This is a genomic window from Enterobacter cloacae complex sp. P16RS2 (genome assembly GCF_014982155.1).
Classification (GTDB): domain Bacteria; phylum Pseudomonadota; class Gammaproteobacteria; order Enterobacterales; family Enterobacteriaceae; genus Enterobacter; species Enterobacter cloacae_M.
This window is the reverse complement of sequence record NZ_JADCKW010000019.1, coordinates 61409-82185: the sequence shown is the minus strand read 5'-3', so window position 1 is coordinate 82185 and position 20777 is coordinate 61409. Positions and strand designations below refer to the sequence as shown.

Below are 20777 nucleotides of genomic sequence, written 5' to 3'. Positions count from 1 at the left end.
ATCTCACAAAGCGAAATTAAATTTAATTGCAGTGTCATTAAAATAACTACAATATAAAATTAGAATAACTAAATATAAATAACTTATATTTTAATATTAATAATTCACCAAAATGATGAATTAATCCCAACCCCTTCCGCACTTAAGGGCAGCAACTGTTTGCATAAACCTTGATCTGGCCCACAGCAAGTGGCACTGCACTTTGTGCTAAAAATAATCGCTATGGGCCAACCGGCAACTTTCCACCTTCTTCAGGACAATACATGCAGGCAGATCGGTCAACGCAGCGTGCTATCACGCGGCAATGTATTCAGTGCGGTCTTTTTCTGCTCCAGCACGGCGCGGAAAGCGCATTGGTTGAGGAGCTTTCCACCCGGCTGGGACTGGCGCTGGGTATGGATAGCGTTGAAAGCGCTATTTCATCCAACGCCATCGTGCTGACCACGATCAAAGACGGTCAGTGCCTGACCTCCACCCGCAAAAACCATGACCGCGGCATTAACATGCACGTCGTGACCGAAGTGCAGCACATCGTCATCCTTGCTGAACATAAGCTTCTCGATCTTCGGGAGATTGAAAAACGGTTCAACCAAATTAAGCCATTACGTTATCCGCGCTGGCTTGTCGTGGTGATGGTAGGGCTGTCTTGCGCCTGCTTTTGTAAGCTCAATAAAGGCGGCTGGGACGGCGCGATCGTCACCTTTTTCGCCAGCAGTATCGCCATGTACGTTCGCCAGCTGCTGACGCACAGACAGCTGCATCCGCAAATTAACTTCTGCATTACCGCATTTGTCGCCACCACGGTTTCCGGCCTGCTGCTGCGCCTGCCGCAGTTTGCCACTACCCCGACGATTGCCATGGCTGCCAGCGTGCTTCTGCTTGTTCCGGGCTTTCCGTTGATCAACGCCGTTGCCGACATGTTTAAAGGACACATCAATACCGGTCTGGCACGCTGGGCTATTGCCAGCCTGCTGACGCTGGCGACCTGCATCGGCGTAGTGATGGCCATGACGCTCTGGGGGTTACGCGGATGGGCGTGATAGATTTTCTGCTGGCGCTGGCACAGGACATGCTTCTGGCCGCCATTCCTGCCGTCGGCTTTGCGATGGTGTTTAACGTTCCGCAACGCGCTCTGCGGTGGTGTGCGCTGCTGGGCGCGATTGGCCATGGCTCGCGAATGGTGATGATGACCGCAGGATTTAACATCGAATGGTCGACATTTATGGCCTCCATGCTGGTTGGCAGTATCGGCATCCAGTGGTCGCGCTGGTATCTGGCGCATCCCAAGGTGTTCACCGTCGCCGCCGTGATCCCAATGTTCCCGGGCATATCTGCGTATACGGCAATGATATCCGCGGTGAAAATCAGCCATTTTGGCTACACCGAGCCGCAGATGATTCTCCTCCTGAGCAACTTTCTTAAGGCCTCGTCCATCGTCGGCGCGCTCTCCATCGGCCTGTCGATCCCCGGGCTGTGGCTGTACCGCAAACGCCCACGCGTTTGATATTTGTGTTATTTCGCTGCCATGGAGATAATCCTTCTGGTCCGTTTGGTGAAAATAAGGAAAGGATGTGGCTAACCCTGGCAGCGAACACCCCGAGCACAGCGAAGAATCCAGCCTGAAAGAGAAAATTTTTCAGAGCGCCATCGCGCTTTTTGCCGAGTATGGATTGAACGGTGCCCGCATGGAGCAGATCGCGGAAAAAGCGGGCACCACCAAACGCATGGTGGTTTACCATTTTAAGAATAAAGAGAATCTCTATCTCCTGGTTCTGGAACATGTTTACACCCAGATTCGCGCCAGTGAAAAAGCGCTAAGCCTGGCGGGAATGCCCCCCGTCGAAGCGCTGGTGAACCTGGTTGAAGCCACCTTTGACTATCACGCCGACCACCCGGACTACATCCGGATTATCTGCATGGAAAACATGCAGCGGGGCCGCTTCATGCAGCAGTCGAGCTATCTTCGCCAGGTCAACCGTAGCGCGCTCGACCTGCTGGAGGGCATCCTGCACCGGGGCAAAGAAAAACAGCTCTTCAGCCAGACGGTTGACGCCCGCGATCTTCACCGCCTGATAAGCAGCTTCAGCTTTCACTACGTTGCCAACAGTTACACCTTCACGCTCCTGTTTGAAGACGGGGCGGACGAACAGGCTCAGCGCCAGCACTACCGCAAAATGGCCGTTCAGGTGGCGCTCCGCTACACCTGCCCATAAAATTGCTTGCAATTAAATCGCACACTACTTATATTCATCTCATGAACGCGAAAACGAACGACGCAACCGCTGCGCTCAAGCTGGATAACCAGCTTTGCTTTGCCCTCTATTCGGCAAATCTGGCGCTTAACAAGCTGTACCGGCAACTACTGGCACCGCTGAACCTGACTTACCCGCAATATCTGGTAATGCTGGTGCTGTGGGAGCAGGATGACGTCACGGTGTCGGACATCGGCGAACGCCTGTTTCTGGACTCTGCGACCCTTACACCGCTGTTAAAACGGCTGGAAAGCGGTGGGTTAATCAACCGTCACCGTTCGCGCAAAGACGAACGTCAGGTCGCCGTCACCCTGAGTGAAGCGGGACGTGAACTGCAGCAGCAGGCATTGGGTATTCCCTATGCGGTGGGCTGCGCGGCGCAGTGTGATACCGACACTTTGCTGGCGCTCAAACAGCAGCTCGAACTTTTGCGACAACAGCTACACCGCGCGTAAAGCTATACTTTACGCGTGATTATTACCCGTATATATCGCACGCTATTTAATAGCACACATTAAAGCAAGATGAGGAACCTGCCATGTCTTTAGAAAAAGTTGTTTATACCGCCAAAGCAAAAGCAACCGGTGGCCGTGACGGTCGCGCGACCTCTTCCGATGGCGTACTGGACGTAAAACTGGGCGTGCCAAAAGAGATGGGCGGCATGGGCGGAGAAGTAACGAACCCTGAGCAGCTGTTTGCTGCGGGCTACTCTGCCTGCTTCCTGGGCGCGATGAAGTTCGTGGCCGCACGCGACAAATTCACCCTGCCAAAAGATGCCTTTATTGAAGGCGAAGTGGGTATTGGACCGCTGCCAACCGGTTTTGGTATCGAGGCAAAACTGAACATCCACGTTGAGGGAATGGATCCTGCGGAAGCTAAAAAGCTGGTCGATGCGGCGCACATTGTTTGCCCGTACTCTAACGCGACCCGCGGCAACATCGACGTGACCCTGAATATCATCGCGTGATAAATGCCTGATGGTGCTGCGCTTATCAGGTCTATGACTGTAGCCCCGGTAAGCGCAGCGCCACCGGGGAAATCCCCTCCTTCCCTTTCCTCTCTCTGTGCTACCATAAGCCCATATCACGCCCGTAGTAATCAGTAGAGTAAGCGTTATGTCCTCCAGAATTCTGACCACCAGCATTGCTGGCATTGATGCCTTTATGCGCGACCCACGCGGTGTGTTGACCCATGCCGAAGGCGGCACGGTTGCGGTTTTTGCCGACAACGCGCCGGCGTTCTACGCAATCACGCCGGAACGCCTGGCGCAGCTTCTGGAGATTGAAGCGCAGCTGTCACGCCCGGCGAGCGATATCACGCTGGACAACCAGTTCTTTGATGAACCGGTTAACGTCCCCGTGACCGTTCCGATGGGAAAATTTGCCCTGTACGCGGGCTGGCAGCCGGATGAGGATTTTCAGCGGCAGGCCGCGCTGTGGGGCATCGCGTTAACACAACCGGCCACCGCGGAAGAGCTCGCCGCGTTTACCGCCTGGTGGCAGGCGGAAGGGAAAGTCTTCACCCATATTCAATGGCAGCAAAAGCTCGCGCGTCATCTTCAAATTACCCGCGCCGGCAACAACGGCCAGCCCAAACGCGATATCAACGCGTTTTCCGAACCGGATAAACAGATCCCCAGCGGATTCCGAGGTGCGAAATGAAGAACGTCGGCGACCTGATGAAACGTCTGCAAAAAATGATGCCTGCCAACGTGAAGCCCGCCTTTACCACGGGTGAAGAGCTGCTGGCGTGGCAAAAAGAGCAAGGTGAGATCCGCGCCGCCGCGCTCGCCCGGGAAAACCGGGCGATGAAAATGCAGCGCACCTTTAACCGCTCCGGTATACGTCCCCTGCACCAGAACTGCTCTTTTGATAACTATAAAATCGAAACCAGCGGGCAGATGAACGCCCTTGCCGCCGCCCGTCAGTACGTGGATGAATTTGACGGCAATATCGCCAGCTTTATCTTTAGCGGAAAGCCGGGCACCGGAAAAAACCACCTTGCAGCCGCTATCTGCAACGAGCTGCTTCTGCGGGGTAAATCGGTTCTCATCATCACCGTGGCCGATATCATGTCCGCGATGAAAGATACCTTCAGCAACCGCGAAACCAGCGAAGAACAGCTGCTTAACGATCTGAGCAATGTCGATTTACTGGTCATCGACGAGATTGGCGTTCAGACAGAATCCCGCTATGAAAAGGTGATCATTAACCAGATTGTCGATCGCCGCTCCTCGTCCAAACGCCCCACCGGCATGCTGACAAACCACAACATCGACGAGATGACCCGCTTGCTGGGGGAACGCGTCATGGATCGTATGAAGCTGGGTAACAGCCTGTATGTCATCTTCGACTGGGAAAGTTACCGCAGCCGCGTTACCGGCAAAGAGTATTAAGACAGTTCCAGGAATCGCCGCCAGGGCATAGGTATATACTGGAACCCCTTCGGCCCAAAACGGACCTTTTTGAGAGAGCCATGATGAAAAAACAGATTCTAATCAGCACCTTTTTAGGCGCCCTGCTGGTGACCGGCGCAGCGCAAGCGGCGTCCTGGCAGGAGTCCCTGTCAAGCGCGGCAAATGAGCTGACCAAAGAGAGCAGCAGCTCTCAGGGTGGACTCTCCGCCTCTTCCCTCACCAGCCTGCTGGGCAGCAGCTCTCAGAGCCTCAGCGCGGGCACGATGAACAACGCGGCGGGGATTCTGGAATATTGCGCGAAGCAAAAGCTGGCCTCCGTGACCGACGCGCAAAACGTGAAAAACCAGGTGCTGGGTAAACTGGGTCTGGATACTCAGGAGCAGAAAGCGGACACCAACTATATGGACGGCATTCAGGGCCTGCTTAACGCGCAAAACGGGCAGCAGCTAAACCTGAGCACCCTCGGCAACTCTTCTCTGGCAAAACAGGTGAAAACCAAAGCCTGCGATCTGGTGCTGAAACAAGGCGTTAATTTCATCTCCTGATCCACCCCTTTTTCTGCCACAACACGCCGCGTTTAATGCGATAGTCTTGCAACGCGGCGCTAAACGAGCGTTTTTCCTGGTTGCCACCGTCTCAGCGTCCGTTTGTCAGGATGCGACCTTCTTCATAAAAACGATTTTCTAAACCAAATCCTAACAACAGCACACTTTCGTGACACTAAAATTGCAGCTTAACGACATCGCAATTACATTGTATGACCCAAAAAATAAACAGTTAGCCAGCGAAGCACCTGGCGTCATGAGGATATGCTGTTGTCAGAATTCATGTCTCTTATCCTTTTTCTGGCTTCTGTCGGCGTTTACGCCTGGAAAGCCGGCCGTCACACCTGGTGGTTTATCGCCACGCTGGTAGTACTCGGCATTTTTATTATTTTAAACATTACCTTATACGCCAGCGACTATTTTACCGGTGAGGGTATTAACGATGCGGTGCTCTACACGCTGACGAACAGCCTGACGGGCGCGGGCGTGGGCAAATACATTCTTCCGGGGCTAGGCCTTATCGTCGCGCTGGTGACGATTTTTGGCGCGCTGGCCTGGGTGCTGCGCCGACGTCGCCATCACCCGCACCATCATGGCTATAGCCTGCTGGCGTTGTTCCTGGCGCTGGCCTCCGTCGACGCCAGCCCGGCGTTCCATCAGATCACCGAGCTGGTGAAATCCCAGTCTCGCGACGGCGATCCGGATTTCGCGGCTTACTACAAAGAACCGTCCAAAACGATCGCCAGCCCGAAGCTCAATCTGGTCTACATCTACGGTGAAAGCCTGGAGCGCACGTACTTTGATAACGATGCCTTCCCCAACCTGACGCCGGACCTGGGCGCGCTGAAAAATGAAGGTCTCGATTTCAGCCACACCATGCAGCTGCCCGGCACGGATTATACGATTGCCGGTATGGTTGCCTCCCAGTGCGGTATCCCGCTGTTCGCGCCTTTTGAAGGTAACGCCTCAGCCTCAATGTCGACGTTCTTCCCACAGAATATTTGCCTCGGCGATATCCTGAAAAACTCCGGCTACGAAAACTATTTTGTGCAGGGGGCAAACCTGCGCTTTGCCGGAAAAGACGTGTTCCTGAAATCCCACGGTTTTGACCACCTGTATGGCTCAGAAGAGTTAAAAACGACGGTTGCCGATCCGAGCTACCGCAACGACTGGGGCTTCTATGACGATACGGTACTCGACGAAACCTGGAAGAAATTCGAGGAGCTTTCCCGCGCGGGCAAGCGTTTCTCCCTCTTTGCGCTGACGGTGGATACCCACCATCCGGACGGGTTCGTCTCGCGCAGCTGCAAACGCAAAAGCTACGACGTGGACGGCAAAAACAACACGTCCTTCAGCGCCGTCACCTGCAGTCAGGAGCACATTGCCGCGCTGGTCGAGAAAATCAAAGCCTCGCCCTGGTTTAAAAACACCGTCATCGTCGTTTCGTCTGACCATCTGGCGATGAAAAACAGCGCCTGGGATCGGCTCAACAAGCAGGACCGCAGCAACCTGTTCTTTGTCCTGCGCGGCGACCAGCCGCAGCAGGAGGTAATTGCCACCAAACGCAACTCCATGGATAACGGCGCAACCGTGCTGGACATTCTGGGCGGCGATAACTTTATTGGCCTGGGCCGCAGTACGCTGTCGGGGCAATCCCTGTCGGAAGTGTTCCTCAACATGAAGGATAAAATCCTCGCCTGGAAGCCAGACATTATCCGCCTGTGGAACTTCCCGAAAGAGATGAAGGTCTTTACCGTCGATCGGGATAAAAACACGATTGCCTTCTCGGGCAGCAGCTTCCGTCTGCCGCTGCTGGTGCGCGTGTCGGCGGGGCGCGTCGAGCCGCTGCCGGAAAGCGAATATTCCGCGCCGCTGCGCTATCAGCTGGCCGATTTTGCTCCGCGCGATAATTTCGTCTGGGTCGACCGGTGCTACAAAATGGGCCAGCTCTGGTCGCAGCCGCTGGCGCTTTCTACCGACTGGTGCGTCTCTCAGGGCCAGCTTGGCGGGGAGCAAACCGTGCAGCACGTGGATAAAGCCCAGTGGAAAGGCAAAACCGCGTTCAACGATACGGTGATTGATACCGCGCGCTATCAGCACAACATCGACATGCTGAAAGTCAGCGATAACGATATTCGCTACAAAGCGGACAGCTTTATCTTTAACGTGGCCGGCGCACCCGAGGAAGTGAAGCAGTTTAGCGGCATCTCGCGTCCTGAGTCCTGGGGACGCTGGTCAAACGCGCAGCTGGGCAACGAGGTGAAAATTGAGTACGCCCACCCGCTGCCGGAACAGTTCGACCTGGTGATCACCGCCAGAGCGTATGGCCCTAACGCTAACAAGCCCGTGCCCGTGCGCGTGGGCGATCGGGAGCAGACGCTGACGCTCGGGAACGACGTGAGCACGCAGACGCTGCATTTTGAGAACCCTTCGCGCAGCAATACCCTGGTGATCGTGCCGCCAGATCCGCAGTCCACGAACGAGGGGAATATCCTTGGGCACTCACCGCGCGAGCTCGGGATCGGCATGGTTGAAATCAAAATCGTCAGCAAAGCGGGTTAATACGCGTCGCGCCCGGCGTACTGTCGGGCGCTTATGAAAATAAATAATCCTATATCAGGTTTATAAATTAGATAAAAACTCTTTATATAAGCCATTTTTATCTATAAATATCCTGCCAAAATACAAATCCATAAAATGTGCGGCTCCTGAAATCTCAACGGAGCGTTACGCACTTTTATCATGCTAACCGGCTATAAGTTCGAATCCATCCGGGCACTGCGCAGTGAAAATGTGATTGCCTGGGAGGTATTGTCTACGGCAAAGCCCCACGTCAATCTTGAAGATTACTTTGGCTCGATGCCCGCGACGCAGCGTAAAGCGCACTTCTTTGCGCAGCTTCGTCACGCCATGTTTTGCAAGGATGGCGACAAGTATTATCTCAATGCGACATCGGATTTACTGCTGGAAACGGACTTCCTCGACAGGCTAAAAGAAGAGACACCCTGCCCGGAGAGACTTGCTATCGAGGTCACCGATCTCCATACGATGGTCCAGCTCGAGGATACGCAAAGCCTGGCACTGCGGAAATGCATCGCGACGCTCCATCAGTGGGGGATAGAAGTGTGGGCAGACGATGTCTGCGAAGACCTTCTTCCCGATCTTCTGACCAGCCAGATCCGCTTCTGCGGCATCAAAATTGACAAACATACCTTCTGGAACGGGCGGATCGAGCAGGCAAAGTTTCTGCATCTCACCCGCCAGTGCAAGCGCGTCGCCAGCAAGGTGCTGATCGAAGGCATCGAAACCGCGGGTGATTTCGCGCTGGCCCGCGCCAGCGCGGCCGATTACGGCCAGGGCTATCTGTGGGGTAGAAAATGACCCCTTTCATTCCGAATGCTGGTTATCAGGTTATCGTTCTGAGCGGGAATACGTTTTTATGGCTTGGCCTCACTTCGATGATCTCGACGGCCGTTACCCCTCGCCCGGAGATGTATTGGATCCATGACGTTAATCCTGAAGGGCTTTTGCACCTGCAGGAACGGCTGCTTAATACACACGCTGGAGAGAACTGGCTGGTATTTACGGATGCCGCGCGGGTCTGCGACGTTCACGCCTGCCTGCGCAACGAGCGGGTCCGAGTGGTCGCGGACAACCTCTCGTTTGCGCAGCTAAGCCACTGTTTTAGCGACACGACATTCGCCATCGAAAACGCCGCCACGCTCTCGCATCAGGAGAGGCGGGTTTGCATGTTGCTCCATAAAGGATTCAGTCCAGTTCGCATCGCAAAAATCATGAATAAGTCCCCTAAAACGATCTACACCCACAAGCGTAACGCGATGAACAAATTTTGTTGTCACAGCCTGGCGGAATTCCATCGAAAACTCTGCCTGCTGGACGCTCAGTCATTCGCTTTGTAATTGCACAGTTACTCACGTCAGGAAATAAGATCATGAAAATTATTCCCACCCTTGTATGTTGTTCCGTTCTCCTGCTTCCTGCTGCTGCGATCGCCGCAGACAGTACCGCAAGCGCGACGATGCACGTATCACTTGAGGTCGTGAAGTCGTGCACCCTTAAAGCCAACGACCTCAACTTCTCGCGTCACGGCTCCGATGAGTCGAGCGAAATCCAGGCCAAAACGCAGGTCGATATTGTCTGTACCAACGGCACGCCTTTCACCCTCACAGCCACCAGCAACGACGGCGAAAACGGTACCTTCTGGCTGAAGCCAGAAAACGGCGAAACGGGCGCGCAGAAGATTGCGTGGAAACTCTTTGCCGACGAAGGCAAACAGACGCAAATCACCGGCACGAATGGCCTGGACGATACCGGCAACGGTGCGGAACAGGAGGAAACGCTGTATGGGGTCATTGACGCCGGGGCGCTGACCACCGCCCAGGCAGGTACCTACAGCGACGATATCACGTTAAAACTGGAGTACTGATCGTGCGTCGCTACCTTCCCTGCTTCATTCTGTGGCTCATGATGCTGGCGCTGCTGTCGCGCTACGCGCTGGCCGCCACGCTTCAGGTGGCCCCGGTAACGCTCGACCTGCAGAGCAATCAGCGGGCAGCGGCGGTCTATCTCACTAACAGTGGGAAAGCGGCCATCCATGCGCAGATTCGGGTGTACGAATGGACGCAAAAAAACGGTAAAGATGCTCTGGTGGCCACCGGGGAGGTGGTCAGCAGCCCGGCGATGACATCACTGGCGCCGGGCCAGCAGCAGCTGGTGCGCATTATCGTCATGCAGCCTGGCGTCCGTGCACAGGAGCAAAGTTACCGGCTGGTCATTGACGAGCTGCCGGACGCCACGTCCCGTGCCGCCAATCCCAACGCGGTGCACTTCCTGCTGCGCTACTCGATTCCGGTGTTTATTGCCGGGAACCAGGACGCGCCCGCCAGCCACGATGCACTGAGCTGCGAGCAGGCAGAAATGCCGGCCACCCTCCGCTGCTTTAACGCCGGAAACCGCCACATCCGCCTGAGCCACCTTGAGGTCCTGACGGCCGATGGGCAGGTTGTAGGCTCGATTAAAGGCCTGGCGGGCTATGTGCTCCCGGGACAAACCACCCTTTTGCCGCTTAAACACGCTTCACGACACGCGCTCAGCACGCTGCGCGTCTATCTCAATGATGACCACCATGCCAGCCAGATACCCCTGCGCCCGCTCGCTTCTCGCGCTCCTGTTTTGGCTACCGCTCATGCTGTCAGCCCGGGCTGAACCCGCCGACACCGTACAATGGCTGGCCATTACCGTGAACCACGCCCCGCGAGGCGAGCTCTGGGCCTGCCGGGTGGTGGATAATGCGCTATGGATAAGCCGCAGCGACATGAAAAAGCTGGGGCTTCACGCCCCGGACGATGGCGCCGGGTGGGTTGAACTAACGTCCCTGCCGGGCCTGAAGGTCAATCTCGACGTGCTGTCCCAGCAGGTGTCGATTACCGCAGAGGCAGAGGCGTTCGAGGGCCAGCAGCATCTGACCGTCTCAAAGCCCACACCGCTTTACCGCTATCCTGATGCACAGCCCGTCAGCGCGTATACGCTCGGATACGCGCTCTACGCCAGCGACGCGCAGGGGAAGCGCCAGCTTAACGCCCAGACCATGCTGACCGCGTCCGGAGGGTTACCCGGAACGTTCAGCAGCAGTTTTTCAAGCCATGCCGGGGAGGAAAACAGCGCCGGTCGACCGACCCACACGCGTCTCGAAACCCGCTGGCAGTGGGATAACACCGACTCGCTGACCACTCTGGCGCTGGGCGATAGCATCACCACCGGCACCCGCTGGAGCCGGCAGGTGCGCTTTGGCGGGCTACACTGGGCGCGTAATTTTGAACTCAATCCCCAGCTCAATACCGAACCGCGCAGCCGCTACAGCGACACCGCCGTACTGCCTTCCACGGTCGATCTGTATATCGACGGTCTTAAGCAAAGCAGCCAGCGCGTCACGCCGGGAGACTTTCAGCTGGATACCCTGCCCTCCTTCACCGGAAGCGGGCAGGCGGAGGTGGTCATTACCGATATCAACGGCCAGCGTCGCGCCGTACAGCTCGATCTCTACGGCGCGCCGGGCATGCTGGCGGAAGGGCTCAGCAGCGGCTCGCTGGACATCGGCTGGATGCGGGAAAACTACGCCCTGCATTCCGACGACTATGCCGCCTCGCCTCTGCTGGACGCGGGCTGGCGCTATGGGGTTAATAATCACCTGACGCTGGCACTGCATACGGAGCAGCAGCGCAGGCTGCGCAACGTGGGTATGGGCACTGACTGGCTGGTCTCTCCCGCCGTAGGGGTGGTCAGCCAGCACGTTGCCGTGAGCGACAGCCCTTACGGCCAGGGCGTTCAGTGGGGCCTCGGCTGGCAGTGGAGCGGCAGAGGAACGGGCATTTCAGCCAGCACCGTCCGTACCGGGGCGGATTTCGCCGACAACGCCCGCATGAGCGGTGCTGCGCCCGTCAGACGCAGCGACAGCGTTTGGGTAAGCCACTCCGTCCCCCACTTCGGCACCGTGGGCGCGGGCTGGGTACAGCAAAACATTCAGGGCAGCACACAGCGCTACCTCAACGCCTCCTGGTCGCTGTCGCTGCCGGCACACATCTCCACCACGCTGAGCTATACCCGCTCGTTTACGGATTCATCGAGTCACGTTCAGCTGCTGTTTTCCGTCCCATTGGGTCGCGAGGACACGCTCTCCGTCCAGGCCAGCCGGGATAAACCGCGCATGGATTACCGCCACCAGCCGGACGATGAGGCCGGCGGCTGGTCATGGGAGCTGGGCCAGGGCTTTGGCGAGCGACGTGAAAGATATGCGGACGTAGGCTATCTGGGCCGGGCGGGCGAATGGCACGTTGGGCTGCAGCAAGGTGCTCACCAGGGCAACCAGTACGCCTCAGCCGAAGGTAGCCTGACGCTGCTGGACGGCAGCCTGCACGCGCTGCGCTACATCCAGCAGGGCATGGCGCTGGTGTCCACGCACGGCATTGGGCACGTACCGGTGATGCTGGAAAACCGCCCGGCCGGTGAAACGGATAAGAACGGTTATCTCCTGCTGACCGACCTGCCGCGTTACCACAACAGCAAAATCAGCATTAACCCGCTCGATTTGCCTGCCGACGTGATCGCACCCGTCACCGACATGCATGCCAGACCGGGCAACAGCAGCGCGGTAAAAGTCGATTTTAACGTCCATCACGCCGTCACGGTTCAGGCCCGGCTGGTCGACAGCCGCCGCAGGCCGCTCCCGCTGGGCAGCGTAGTTTCAACGCCGCAGGGTGCCACCATCGTAGGACGCGACGGCTTTATCTGGCTTGAAGATCCGCCCCTGCCGGGTGAACTGGTGGTGAAGACCGGAGAGGGGGAGTGCCGGGTCACGCTTCCGGCGCCGCGTACCGCGTCATCAATACAGAATATCGGAGAACAACTGTGTCATTAAGAGCGCCATTATTATTGCTGCTCGTCCTGTCCGTGAAGGCGATGGCGGCAGCCTGCTGGATAACCTCCACGCCCGCCATTAACTTTGGCAACGTCGTGGCGGGCAATACAACCTCCGTCAACACCGAGGTCAAATTTAGCTGCCAGGCCGACCAGGTCGACAACGAGGGCAGGATGGAATATATCAACGTCTGCCTGAGCAGCGTTGATGCACCGCCCTTTGAGATGATCTCGCAGGGGGATCAGGAGGGGAAACAGTACACCCTCCTCTTTCGCCTGCTTAACGGCGCAGCGCGCTCTCAGGAGCTGGGGCCTGCCAGCAACGGGAACCTGATCCAGCAGACCCTGGCCGCGAAAAGCAATGCCAACGTCAGCGGTACCTTTCCGCTTATCGCTACCATTCCGGCAGGGCAAAGCCAGCTCCCGGCATACCACTATTACAACTACAACATGAATCTGCGCATCGCCTGGCACAGCGCGGTGCGTCAGGATGCGCTGCAAAACTGCTCGGACGGTTCTGCTGAGGGGGAGCAGGTGCAGGGCGGCACCAGCGCGCAGGCCGAAATCAGCCAGGGCTGCTACATCGAGCGCGTAACTCCGCTTAACTTCGGCACCCTGACCAGCACCGCTACCCTGCGCCCGACGCGATCCACCGCCACCGTCACCACGCGCTGTCCGGCCGGAATCGCGTTCACCCTTGCCATGGGCAAAGGTAACCATGCCAGCGGTAGTCAGCGGCAGCTCTGCAATAGCGAGGGCCAGTGCCTGCGCTACGGGCTCTGGCAGGATGAGGCGGCCACGCAACGCTGGGGGGATCAAAGCAGCGGCGATGCGCTGCAGGTCACCAACCCTGCAGGCGGCACCCAGAACTACACCGTTTACGGCGAAGTCCCGGCACAGCCGCTAACCGGTACCGGGGAATTTGTTGATGACGTGATTATCACGCTGACTTATTAAACCACCCAAAATCCTGTCTGGATCAATGTTATCGGTAACAGTGGCGTTAAAATAGCCAGCAGTGCTGCCCGGAAGGCGTAAGCCTTCTCTTTTTATTCGTTATCTCTGTTTTTATTACAACAACTTATGAAATACCTGCTTGCTGACGCCATCGTCTATAACGACGAGGACGGCTCTGTTTCTCTTATCAATGCGCCGGATGAAGATGCGCAGCTCCTCACCTGTACGGCCAATACCATCCTGAGGCTGCTGGTTCAGCATCATGGGAACGTGGTCGAACGGGAAACCTTTCTTCAGGAAGTCTGGGATCGGCGAGGGCTCCAGGGGTCTAACAACTCCTTAAACCAGTACATCAGCATTCTGCGCAAGATGCTGGCGACTCTGCTTCCCGACGAGCTCTTTATCGTTACCGTACCGAAAACAGGCTTTATGCTCAGCGCAGACGTCACGGTCACCCCGCTTGAGGAGGCCCCACCGACCGCCGAAACGGCGAAACCGGCAAGGCGCGTTCGCCCGGAATGGCTGTTCTGCGGCGCGCTCACGCTGGTCGTCGTTGCGCTATGCCTCTGGATCGCGCTCATCAAGCCAGAAAATTCACAAAGGGAGATCCATCTGCTGACGCATATCGGCACCTGTCCGGTCTACACCTTTACGCCGCTGGCGGACGTGTTCCATGAGAAGGCGATTGGGCTGGCGCAGACTCTTCAGCAGGACGGCCATCTTCCGTGCCTGAAAAATTCGATTTTCTACATGCACATTCAGAGAACGCTTTTCTACGGCCACGAAGGGCGGCTGGTGCTCTCCCAGTGTTCCCTCACGCGGGGTAAAGCCAGCGCCTGTCGTACGCTTTACTATTACGAGTGGTGATATGAGACACAAAAAAGTTTGGCTAATCCTGATCCTCAACCTGCTGCTGCTGGGCGCCGCGCTGGCCTGGTACTTCCACACGCCCCCGCTCTCGGTAGCCTGCGATGGAAACCTGACCTTCTCCGACAGGCGCGACAGCCACGATTTCACTTTTGACGGTGAGATCATTATGCGTTTTCATCCCGACAAAACGGGATACATCACGCTAAACGGCAGCGTGGTGAATGCCCCGCGCAGCTGGGAGGTTTCCCGCCAGGAGATGTTTAAATGGCGTCACGTGGAGGGCGAACTGTATGAAATTGTCATTCAAAAATTGGAGCGTTTTAGCCACGATGCCATGCCGCCCGGGGTCTTTGAAAAGTACGTCGCGGGCCTGACGCTGGGCAATAAAAGGCTCCTGACGATAGAGCGCACGCCGGAAGACGCGCTGGTGATCAGCAATTTTTACTCGCCGGTGCTGATCTGCTCGGAATAATGCCGACGGGTCAGGCTATACTTGCCGCCATGCACATTCATATTCGCCCCACTACCCCTAACGACATTATCGCCCTGCCCGCCATTGAACGCGCGGCGGGCGAGCGCTTTCGTGAAAGCCCGGATCTCGCCTGGCTTGCCGACGGCGAGGTCATTTCCACTGAGCAGCACCTTGAGTATGTCGAACGTGGGCTAAGCTGGCTGGCGCTGGCGAACGACCAGCCCGTCGGGTTTATCCTTGCCGAGGCCCATCCTTCATCACTGTTTATTGTCGAACTCTCGGTTGATCTGGACTGGCAGGGAAAAGGGATCGGCAGGCAGCTCATCGCCTGCGTGGCAGACCATGCCCGTAAAAGAGGGCTGACAGCGTTGACGTTGACGACGTTCAGGGACGTACCGTGGAATGCGCCGTTCTATGCGCGGCTGGGGTTTGAAAAAATGACGACGCTGACGCCTGAACTGCGTCAGAAAAGGGAAGAAGAGGCAGCGCACGGTTTCGCCTTTGAAACGCGCTGCGCCATGCGCCTGCCTCTGTAATATTGCCCGGTGGCGCTGCGCTTACCGGGCCTACAAAACCCTGAACCGTAGGCCGGGTAAGGCGCAGCCGCCACCCGGCACAACGCACCGGGTTAGAACGTTTCCCAGTTATCGCCTGAATCGGCCGTCGCGGTTTTACGCGCCATCACCGGCGTGGAAACCGCTTTAGCCGCAGCGAACTCGCGCGCTTTCATCTGCTCCTGCTGAATGCGGAAGACCGCCACGGCCTGAGTCAGACGGCTCGCCTGCTCTTCAAGGGCGGCCGCCGCTGCGGCAGATTCCTCAACCAGCGAGGCGTTCTGCTGGGTCACGCGATCCATCTCAGCTACCGCCAGACCCACCTGGTCGATACCGCGGCTCTGCTCGTCAGACGCAGAGGCGATTTCACCCATGATGTCCGTTACGCGGGTCACCGCGTTCACAATCTCACCCATGGTTTCACCGGCGCTTTCGACCAGCGTTGAACCCACTTCCACGCGGCCCACGGAGTCTTCAATCAGGCTCTTGATCTCGCGAGCCGCCTGGGCGCTGCGCTGGGCCAGGTTACGTACTTCACCTGCCACCACCGCAAAACCACGACCCTGCTCGCCCGCACGCGCCGCTTCTACCGCCGCGTTCAGTGCCAGAATGTTGGTCTGGAAGGCGATGCCGTCGATCACGCTGATAATGTCGGCAATTTTCTGCGAACTGCCCGCGATATCACGCATGGTCTGCACCACGTTATCCACCACTTTGCCGCCTTTCTGCGCGGTTTCAGAGGCGCTCAGCGCAAGATGGCTCGCCTGACGGGCGTTTTCGGCGTTCTGCTTAACGGTCGCCGTCAGCTGCTCCATGCTGGCAGCGGTCTCTTCCAGGGAAGCGGCCTGCTGTTCAGTACGGGAAGAGAGGTCATTATTGCCCATCGCAATTTCGCTCGCGCCGCTGTAGATCGCGTTCGCGCCGTTACGCACGTCGCCGACGGTACGCACCAGCTCACCCTGCATATGGCGCAGCGAGTCGGCCAGTTCACCCATCTCGTTGGTGCCCTGAACCTCAATGCGCTTCACCAGGTCGCCGCTGGCGATATGGCGAATGTTGTCGATCAGACGATTCAGCGGAGAGATCAGCGTCTGCTTGATGTTGAGCCAGACGGCCACGATCACCACCAGCACGGCAATCAGGACGCCGATCAGCACCCAGATAGCCTGGCTGAAGGAGCTGTTGCTGTCTTCGACCGCCGTCTGGTACAGCTTGTCGTTCTGCTGCAGGTAGCTCACGTACTGCTTCTCAAAACCGTCCTGATAGCTCTGGGTCGGCTGGTCGAAGAAGGCGTTGATTTTGCCGGCCCCCAGAAGCTGAATCAGCTCCGCCAGCGCGCCGTGGTAAATATCATAGTTACGCTTGATCTCCATGGCATCCGCATCGCTTTGACGCGGATCGCGCGGCAGGGCTTCGTAGGCAGCCCAGTTTTTTTCCGCCTGTTTCAGAGACGTAGACGCGATTTGCATCAAATCGTTAACGGTCGCGCCGCTGCCGATATTGCTCTGATCCATCATGTAGCGGATACCCGCACGGTTCAGGGTATTACGGGTTTGCAGCAACGCGACCCAGCTGGCGTTCAGCGTGGATTGTTGCTGGCGAATGGTTTGCAGGACGGTGAAATTCTCTTTGTCATTCTTAAGGGCATTAAAGAAAAGACCACCGGACGTGAGTTGTAAAAGGCCAAATATCGCTAAAACCAGCATTAAGCTGGTGACAATCTTGATACGGTTTAACATGTTTTCTCTTTCCTCAGACAGATACAGAATTTTCGGCCTGGAAAGGGAAAACTTTACGAAAATCATCCTGGAATTTGTGGTTTTTACTCTTCTTCCCGCGCTGCGTTATGCCGGTTTCCGAGTTCAATAAACTCTTCCAGCAGCGCCGTCAGCTGTTTCATCTTCTCCGGCGTGTATTCCGCCTCGATCTGCTGATACGCCTCTTCGACCTGCGCCTGGGCGTGTTCATACAGCGCATTCCCCTCTTTGGTTAGCGACACGTACAGCTTGCGCTGGTCGTTCACCGGCTTTAAGCGCAGCACCAGGCCGTCGCGCTCCATCCGCGTCAGAATGCCGGTCAGGCTCGGGCGCAGGATGCAGGTGCGAAACGCCAGATCGTGAAAATCCATCGACGGATGTTCAGCCAGCACGCGCACAATGCGCCACTGCTGCTCGGTCAGGTTATGGCGCTTCACGATCGGGCGGAAGTACGACATCGCCGCTTCCCGCGCCTGCAGCAGCGCGATGGTTAATGAATCATGCATAGCCTTTCCCCTTAACATCATTAACAAGTAAACAATCACTAAAAGATGTTTTTATAAACAACACGTTTTCCGTCAAAAAGTCTAACAGAAACCCAATAATTTTATTAACTTAATGATTTAAATATAAAAAAATCACAGCATGTAAATTTATTGTTATTCCCATCACAAATCTTTCACTTCTGATTGCGAAATAAACAGCAAAAGCATAAAACCAGATCATTAACATATTAATGAAATCACAACCCGGACCGCCGGGGTGAGGAGTATATGAATGAAAGGTACCGTTTTTGCCGTCGCCCTCAACCATCAAAGCCAGCGTGAAGCCTGGCGTGAGGCCTTTGAAAAAGCGCCCTACAACACGCCGCCGAAAACGGCGGTGTGGTTTATCAAGCCGCATAACACGGTGATTCGTGCGGGCGAGCCGATCCCCTTCCCTCACGGGGAAACGGTGCTGAGCGGTGCGACGGTGGCGCTGGTCGTGGGCAAAACCGCCAGCAAGGTGCGCGCGGAGGACGCCGCGGAGTACATCGCGGGATATGCGCTCGCCAACGAGGTGAGCCTGCCGGAAGAGAGCTTCTACCGCCCGGCCATCAAGGCCAAATGCCGGGACGGATTTTGCCCGCTCGGCGAACTTGTCGCCGTTGGTAACGTGGATAACCTGACCATCATCACCGAGATCAACGGCCGCGAAGCGGATCACTGGAGCACGGCCGATCTTCAGCGTAACGCCGCCGAACTGCTGAGCGCCCTGAGCGAGTTCGCCACCCTTAATCCCGGCGATGCGATCCTGCTCGGCACCCCGCAAAGCCGCGTTGAGATCCGCCCGGGCGATCGCGTGCGTGTTCTGGCAGAAGGCTTTCCGCCGCTGGAAAACCCGGTGGTGGATGAGCGTAGCGTCACTATTGCGCACAGCACGCCGCCGCACGCCACGCTGTTTGCCCTCGGCCTGAACTATGCCGACCACGCCAGCGAGCTGGACTTCAAGCCGCCAACCGAGCCGCTGGTATTTATCAAAGCGCCAAACACCTTCAACGGCGACGGCCAGACGTCGGTGCGCCCGAACAATATCGAATACATGCATTACGAAGCGGAGCTGGTGGTGGTCATCGGTAAAACCGCGCGTAAGGTCAGCGAAGCCGAGGCGATGGACTATGTTGCGGGCTATACGGTCTGCAACGACTACGCCATCCGCGACTACCTGGAAAACTACTACCGCCCGAACCTGCGGGTAAAAAGCCGCGACGGGCTGACGCCCATTTCCCCCCACATCGTGCCGAAAGCGGCCATTCCCGACCCGCATAACCTCGCCCTGCGCACCTTCGTTAACGGCGAGCTGCGCCAGGAAGGCACCACCGCCGATCTCATTTTCAGCATCCCGTACCTGATTGCGTACCTGAGCGATTTTATGACCCTGCAGCCTGGCGACATGATCGCCACCGGCACGCCGAAGGGGCTGTCCGACGTGGTGCCGGGCGATGAGGTGGTGGTGGAAGTGGAGGGCGTGGGACGCCTGGTGAACCGAATTGTCAGCGAGGAGACTACAAAATGAAAAAGATTAACCACTGGATCAACGGTAAAAACGTCGCCGGAAGCGAATACTTCCACACCACCAACCCGGCTTCCGGCGAGGTGCTGGCAGAAGTCGCCTCCGGCGGTGAAGCAGAGGTCCAGCAGGCCGTCGCCGCCGCCAAAGAGGCGTTCCCGAAATGGGCCAACCTGCCGATGAAGGAACGCGCGCGCCTGATGCGTCGTCTGGGCGACCTGATCGACCAGAACGTGCCCGAGATCGCCGCCATGGAAACCGCCGATACCGGCCTGCCGATCCACCAGACCAAAAACGTGCTCATTCCGCGCGCCTCGCACAACTTCGAGTTCTTCGCCGAGGTGTGCCAGCAGATGAACGGCAAAACCTACCCGGTCGACGACAAGATGCTCAACTACACCCTGGTGCAGCCGGTGGGTGTCTGCGCGCTGGTGTCGCCGTGGAACGTGCCGTTTATGACCGCCACCTGGAAGGTCGCGCCGTGCCTGGCACTCGGAAACACCGCGGTGCTGAAGATGTCTGAACTCTCCCCGCTGACCGCCGACCGTCTGGGCGAGCTGGCGCTGGAGGCGGGCATTCCGGCGGGCGTGCTCAACGTGGTGCAGGGCTACGGCGCGACGGCGGGCGACGCGCTGGTGCGCCATCACGACGTGCGCGCCGTCTCCTTCACCGGCGGCACCGCCACCGGGCGCAACATCATGAAAAACGCCGGGCTGAAGAAGTACTCCATGGAGCTGGGCGGCAAATCCCCGGTGCTAATTTTTGAAGACGCTGACATCGAGCGCGCGCTGGACGCCGCTCTGTTCACTATCTTCTCGATCAACGGCGAGCGCTGCACCGCGGGCTCGCGCATCTTCATCCAGCAGAGTATCTATCCGGAATTCGTGAAGCGATTTGCCGAGCGCGCCAACCGCCTGCGCGTAGGCGATCCGACCGATCCGAATACCCAGATTGGCGCGCTCATCAGCCAACAGCACTGGGAGAAGGTTTCCGGCTACATCCGCCTCGGCATTGAAGAAGGCGCAACCCTGCTGGCGGGCGGCCCGGACAAACCGACCGACCTGCCTGCGCACCTGAAGGGCGGCAATTTCCTGCGACCAACCGTGCTGGCGGACGTCGATAACCGCATGCGCGTGGCGCAGGAAGAAATCTTCGGGCCGGTGGCCTGCCTGCTGCCGTTTAAGGACGAAGCGGAAGGGCTGAGCCTGGCCAACGACGTGGAGTACGGCCTGGCGTCATACATCTGGACCCAGGACGTCAGCAAGGTACTGCGCCTGGCGCGGAATATCGAAGCGGGGATGGTGTTCGTCAACGCCCAGAACGTGCGCGACCTGCGTCAGCCGTTTGGCGGCGTGAAGGCCTCCGGCACCGGCCGCGAGGGCGGGGAGTACAGCTTTGAAGTGTTCGCGGAGATGAAGAACGTCTGCATCTCCATGGGCGACCATCCGATTCCAAAGTGGGGGATCTGACC

Annotated in this window: 22 protein-coding genes; 20 read left to right on the top strand and 2 right to left on the bottom strand. The window is 57.3% G+C overall.

Features of this window, described 5'->3' with window-relative positions:
• The first annotated feature begins 263 nt into the window (after positions 1 to 263).
• From INF68_RS13535 to INF68_RS13450, 18 genes are all read left to right on the top strand, one after another.
• The gene (locus INF68_RS13535; RefSeq protein WP_126786301.1) at positions 264 to 1040 is read left to right on the top strand and encodes a threonine/serine exporter ThrE family protein; all 777 of its coding nucleotides are present in this window, start codon (positions 264 to 266) and stop codon (positions 1038 to 1040) included.
• Positions 1031 to 1504: a threonine/serine exporter gene (locus INF68_RS13530; protein ID WP_023310302.1), complete on the top strand. Its 474-nt coding sequence runs from the start codon at positions 1031 to 1033 to the stop codon at positions 1502 to 1504. Before INF68_RS13535 ends, INF68_RS13530 begins: the two co-directional genes overlap by 10 nt.
• 67 nt (positions 1505 to 1571) lie before the next feature.
• Positions 1572 to 2213 (top strand): TetR family transcriptional regulator, encoded by a 642-nt coding sequence (locus tag INF68_RS13525; RefSeq protein WP_023310301.1) that lies wholly within the window; start codon positions 1572 to 1574, stop codon positions 2211 to 2213.
• 41 nt (positions 2214 to 2254) lie between these two features.
• Complete coding sequence (locus tag INF68_RS13520) at positions 2255 to 2707, top strand: MarR family winged helix-turn-helix transcriptional regulator (protein ID WP_126786300.1); 453 nt, start codon at positions 2255 to 2257, stop codon at positions 2705 to 2707.
• A gap of 83 nt (positions 2708 to 2790) precedes the next feature.
• Complete coding sequence (locus INF68_RS13515) at positions 2791 to 3219, top strand: organic hydroperoxide resistance protein (RefSeq protein WP_023310299.1); 429 nt, start codon at positions 2791 to 2793, stop codon at positions 3217 to 3219.
• Positions 3220 to 3367: 148 nt separating this feature from the next.
• Positions 3368 to 3913, top strand: coding sequence for a primosomal protein DnaT (gene dnaT, locus INF68_RS13510; RefSeq protein WP_126786299.1), 546 nt, complete (start codon positions 3368 to 3370; stop codon positions 3911 to 3913).
• A complete protein-coding gene (gene dnaC, locus INF68_RS13505) occupies positions 3910 to 4647 on the top strand; it encodes a DNA replication protein DnaC (RefSeq protein WP_023310297.1) in 738 nt (245 codons plus the stop codon). The genes dnaT and dnaC overlap by 4 nt, the downstream gene beginning before the upstream one ends.
• 83 nt (positions 4648 to 4730) lie before the next feature.
• Positions 4731 to 5213, top strand: a complete 483-nt coding sequence (locus tag INF68_RS13500) for a DUF2501 domain-containing protein (RefSeq protein ID WP_072263112.1) — start codon at positions 4731 to 4733, stop codon at positions 5211 to 5213.
• A gap of 270 nt (positions 5214 to 5483) precedes the next feature.
• Positions 5484 to 7775 (top strand): phosphatidylglycerol--membrane-oligosaccharide glycerophosphotransferase, encoded by a 2292-nt coding sequence (opgB, locus tag INF68_RS13495; RefSeq protein WP_126786298.1) that lies wholly within the window; start codon positions 5484 to 5486, stop codon positions 7773 to 7775.
• Positions 7776 to 7955: 180 nt separating this feature from the next.
• Positions 7956 to 8594, top strand: coding sequence for an EAL domain-containing protein (locus INF68_RS13490; RefSeq protein WP_023310294.1), 639 nt, complete (start codon positions 7956 to 7958; stop codon positions 8592 to 8594).
• Positions 8591 to 9133: a LuxR family transcriptional regulator gene (locus tag INF68_RS13485; protein WP_047173292.1), complete on the top strand. Its 543-nt coding sequence runs from the start codon at positions 8591 to 8593 to the stop codon at positions 9131 to 9133. The genes INF68_RS13490 and INF68_RS13485 overlap by 4 nt, the downstream gene beginning before the upstream one ends.
• Positions 9134 to 9165: 32 nt before the next feature.
• The gene (locus INF68_RS13480) at positions 9166 to 9660 is read left to right on the top strand and encodes a spore coat protein U domain-containing protein (RefSeq protein ID WP_029741339.1); all 495 of its coding nucleotides are present in this window, start codon (positions 9166 to 9168) and stop codon (positions 9658 to 9660) included.
• Positions 9661 to 9662: 2 nt separating this feature from the next.
• Positions 9663 to 10439: a molecular chaperone gene (locus INF68_RS13475; protein WP_126786297.1), complete on the top strand. Its 777-nt coding sequence runs from the start codon at positions 9663 to 9665 to the stop codon at positions 10437 to 10439.
• Positions 10360 to 12648 (top strand): fimbria/pilus outer membrane usher protein, encoded by a 2289-nt coding sequence (locus tag INF68_RS13470; protein ID WP_227412854.1) that lies wholly within the window; start codon positions 10360 to 10362, stop codon positions 12646 to 12648. Before INF68_RS13475 ends, INF68_RS13470 begins: the two co-directional genes overlap by 80 nt.
• Complete coding sequence (locus INF68_RS13465) at positions 12639 to 13604, top strand: spore coat U domain-containing protein (protein ID WP_126786295.1); 966 nt, start codon at positions 12639 to 12641, stop codon at positions 13602 to 13604. Before INF68_RS13470 ends, INF68_RS13465 begins: the two co-directional genes overlap by 10 nt.
• Positions 13605 to 13730: 126 nt before the next feature.
• Positions 13731 to 14471: a winged helix-turn-helix domain-containing protein gene (locus tag INF68_RS13460; protein WP_109846334.1), complete on the top strand. Its 741-nt coding sequence runs from the start codon at positions 13731 to 13733 to the stop codon at positions 14469 to 14471.
• Position 14472: 1 nt separating this feature from the next.
• Positions 14473 to 14946 carry a hypothetical protein gene (locus INF68_RS13455; RefSeq protein ID WP_126786294.1) on the top strand — a complete coding sequence of 158 codons (474 nt, stop codon included), beginning with the start codon at positions 14473 to 14475 and terminating at the stop codon, positions 14944 to 14946.
• A gap of 29 nt (positions 14947 to 14975) precedes the next feature.
• Positions 14976 to 15482 carry a GNAT family N-acetyltransferase gene (locus INF68_RS13450; protein WP_126786293.1) on the top strand — a complete coding sequence of 169 codons (507 nt, stop codon included), beginning with the start codon at positions 14976 to 14978 and terminating at the stop codon, positions 15480 to 15482.
• A 92-nt stretch (positions 15483 to 15574) separates the two neighbouring features.
• Here INF68_RS13450 and tsr read toward each other — a convergent pair whose 3' ends face one another.
• Together tsr and hpaR are read right to left on the bottom strand one after the other, a co-directional pair.
• Entirely contained in the window at positions 15575 to 17239 is a 1665-nt protein-coding gene (gene tsr, locus INF68_RS13445; protein WP_059445828.1) for a methyl-accepting chemotaxis protein, read from the bottom strand.
• An 83-nt stretch (positions 17240 to 17322) separates the two neighbouring features.
• Positions 17323 to 17763, bottom strand: a complete 441-nt coding sequence (gene hpaR, locus INF68_RS13440) for a homoprotocatechuate degradation operon regulator HpaR (protein WP_023334396.1) — start codon at positions 17761 to 17763, stop codon at positions 17323 to 17325.
• 271 nt (positions 17764 to 18034) lie between these two features.
• Here hpaR and hpaG point away from each other — a divergent pair, with 271 nt between their 5' ends.
• Entirely contained in the window at positions 18035 to 19312 is a 1278-nt protein-coding gene (gene hpaG / locus INF68_RS13435) for a 4-hydroxyphenylacetate degradation bifunctional isomerase/decarboxylase (protein ID WP_126786292.1), read from the top strand.
• Positions 19309 to 20775, top strand: a complete 1467-nt coding sequence (gene hpaE / locus INF68_RS13430) for a 5-carboxymethyl-2-hydroxymuconate semialdehyde dehydrogenase (RefSeq protein WP_126786291.1) — start codon at positions 19309 to 19311, stop codon at positions 20773 to 20775. Before hpaG ends, hpaE begins: the two co-directional genes overlap by 4 nt.
• The last annotated feature ends 2 nt before the right edge of the window (positions 20776 to 20777 follow it).